The organism is Poseidonibacter sp. (genome assembly GCF_041821165.1).
Lineage (GTDB): Bacteria > Campylobacterota > Campylobacteria > Campylobacterales > Arcobacteraceae > Poseidonibacter.
Genome location: NZ_JBGUES010000127.1, coordinates 4,061 through 6,801 on the forward strand (window position 1 = coordinate 4,061; position 2,741 = coordinate 6,801).

Consider the following 2,741-nt stretch of genomic DNA (forward strand, 5'->3'; position numbering starts at 1 on the left):
ATGTCCTTTAGCAAATGTTTTTACATAAGATACATTTACTGATTTATATATATAATTTGAATCAATAAAAGAGATAAAACTAGAAGATTTTTTTAAAGCCTTGTCATAATAACTTAAAATATTTTCTTGTATTTTGATTTTTCTTAAATCTTTAATAACATAAACAATAAATGAATTATCTTCTACATTTATTAAAGATGGTGATACTTTTATTGGTATACATTCGTTATTTGAACATATAAGAGCATGTTCAAATGAATCTTTTTGTTTATTTGAAATAATTTCATTGATAAATGATTTATATTGTTCTTGTGATTCATTATTTAGAAGTGGAGGATGTAGTTGATATTGATTAAGTTGTGTTATCTCTTCGTATGATAAACCAATCAATTTACAAGCTTTAGTATTCGCATCAATAACGTTGCCAGTATGAGTATCTGTAATAATTATAGCCATAGGTAAGTTACTAAATATATCTTTGTAAATACCTAACTTTTCTAACACTTGCATACAAACTCCTTTGTGGAGTATATATTATTATATTGAGCTTAATATCAGTTAAATTTTTCAAGAAAAGAGAGAAAACTCTTTTCTTATTTATTTTGCTTTTTTCTTTTGAATTGTTTTTATATTAATAAGCATTAAAATTGAGATTATTAATGCGACAATAAAGAAACCAGCAAATACATATAATGTTTGAGAATATGAACCTGTTGAATCTTTTACCATTGAAATAATTAAAGGACCTACTAATCCAGCTGCTGCCCATGCTGTTAAGATATAACCATGAATAGCTCCTAACTCTTTTGTTCCAAAGATATCTCCAATATATGCAGGAATAGAAGCAAAACCACCACCATAACAAGACATAATAAAAAATAAAAGAACTTGAAATACAACAATTTCAGAAATTGAAGGCAAGATATAAAAGGCTATTGCTTGTGTTAAAAAGAATATAATGTAAACAACAGGTCTAGTTAAATAATCACTAAGTGATGCCCAAAATATTCTACCTGCACCATTAAATATTCCCATTAACCCAACAGCTGCAGCTGCTGCAATTGCTGAAATTCCTATTACTTCTTGAAGTAAAGGTGACGCAACACCAATTATTGCAATACCACAAGTTACATTTATAAATAACATTAACCAAAGACCATAAAATCTTGGAGTTTTAACAGCTTCATTTAAACCAAGATTTTGTAAATCTTCTTTGATTTTCTTTTTACCTTCTTTGATTTTTTTCTTAAATTTTTCAGGTAAATATCCATCTTGCGGTGCTTGTAAATAAAGAGCAGATGAGAACATAACTACAAAATAAACAGCTCCTAAAATGAAAAATGTACTAGATATTCCAACAGCTTCTATTAAAATTTTAATAGTTGGTCCCCAAATAGCAGATGCAAAACCAAATCCCATAATTGCTAATCCCGTTGCCATTCCTCTTTTATCAGGAAACCACTTAACAAGAGTGGATACAGGTGAAATATACCCTATTCCTAATCCACATCCACCTAATACTCCATAAAAGAAATATAAAAGCATTTTTGATTCCATCATAATAGCAAGACCAGAACCAGCTGTTCCTAAACCAAATAATGAAGCTGCTAAAATTGCAGAAACTCTAGGTCCATTTTTCTCTACAAATTTTCCCATTAGTGCTGCACTTAATCCTAAAAAGAATATTGCAATACTAAAAGCAATTGTTACATCTGTCAATGTCCATGACATATGCTCTTGTATTGGTTTTACATATACACTCCATGCATATACAGAACCAATACAAATATGAACACCAACTGCACTTAATGCCATAAGCCAACGGTTTTTTTCTATCACTTAATCTCCTAAATTAAAAATAATCAGCAATTGTATCAAAACTTGTCAATTTTAAGTAAAAAAAGTAAATAAATTTTGACCAAAATAATTTTTTGTAACCATAGTAAATAATAATGATTTAAAATCTACTATATGTTATAATTGCACCAAAAAAAGAGTTTAAATGACAATGGCAATAATGTGTTCAGGTGGTGATTGTGCGGGTATGAATCCTGCAATTAAAAGTTTTGTTGATTATTCTTATGAAAAAGGCATTACTCCATATTTTATTTATGAGGGTTTTGAAGGTTTAATTGATGGAAAAATAAAAAAAGCTAAACACGAAAATGTTGCAGGAATAATTCATCTTGGTGGAACAATAATAAAAACATCAAGATCAAAAAGATTTTATGAAAAAAAGTATAGAAAACAAGCTTATGATAACTTAGAAAAACACAATATTAATAAAATAGTAGTATTAGGTGGAAATGGCTCATTTGAAGGTTTAAATGTTTTTTCAAAAGAGTATGATATCTCTTTTGTTGGAGTTCCTTCTACAATTGATAATGATATATATTCAAGTGATTATTCCCTTGGTGTTGATACTTCACTAAATATTATAAAATCAGCACTTGATGATATAAGAGATACATCATCTTCTTTTAAAAGAGCATTTGTAGTTGAAACGATGGGAAGAGATAGTGGATATTTAGCTATTGTATCTGCAATCACAAGTGGTGCAGAAATTTGTGTAGTTCCTGAAATAGAAGTTGATTTTAATAGCTTAGAAAAAAGATTGAAAAAAGAGCTAAAAAATGGAAGATCATATATCTTAGCAATTGTTGCAGAAGGTACAAAACAAACAAATACTTTAGCAAAATGGATAGAAGAAAAACTAGATATTGAAACAAGAACTGTAAGTT

3 protein-coding genes are annotated in these 2,741 nt (G+C 28.3%); 1 reads left to right on the forward strand and 2 read right to left on the reverse strand.

The window, feature by feature from the left end:
* Window positions 1–510: PAS domain S-box protein (locus ACERKK_RS09655; RefSeq protein ID WP_373772877.1), on the reverse strand; the 510-nt coding region annotated here is incomplete at its 3' end.
* A gap of 87 nt (window positions 511–597) precedes the next feature.
* Entirely contained in the window at window positions 598–1,839 is a 1,242-nt protein-coding gene (locus tag ACERKK_RS09660; RefSeq protein WP_373772878.1) for an OFA family MFS transporter, read from the reverse strand.
* Window positions 1,840–2,002: 163 nt separating this feature from the next.
* Here ACERKK_RS09660 and ACERKK_RS09665 point away from each other — a divergent pair.
* A partial coding sequence (locus ACERKK_RS09665) for a 6-phosphofructokinase (RefSeq protein WP_373772879.1) occupies window positions 2,003–2,741 on the forward strand: 739 nt, incomplete at its 3' end.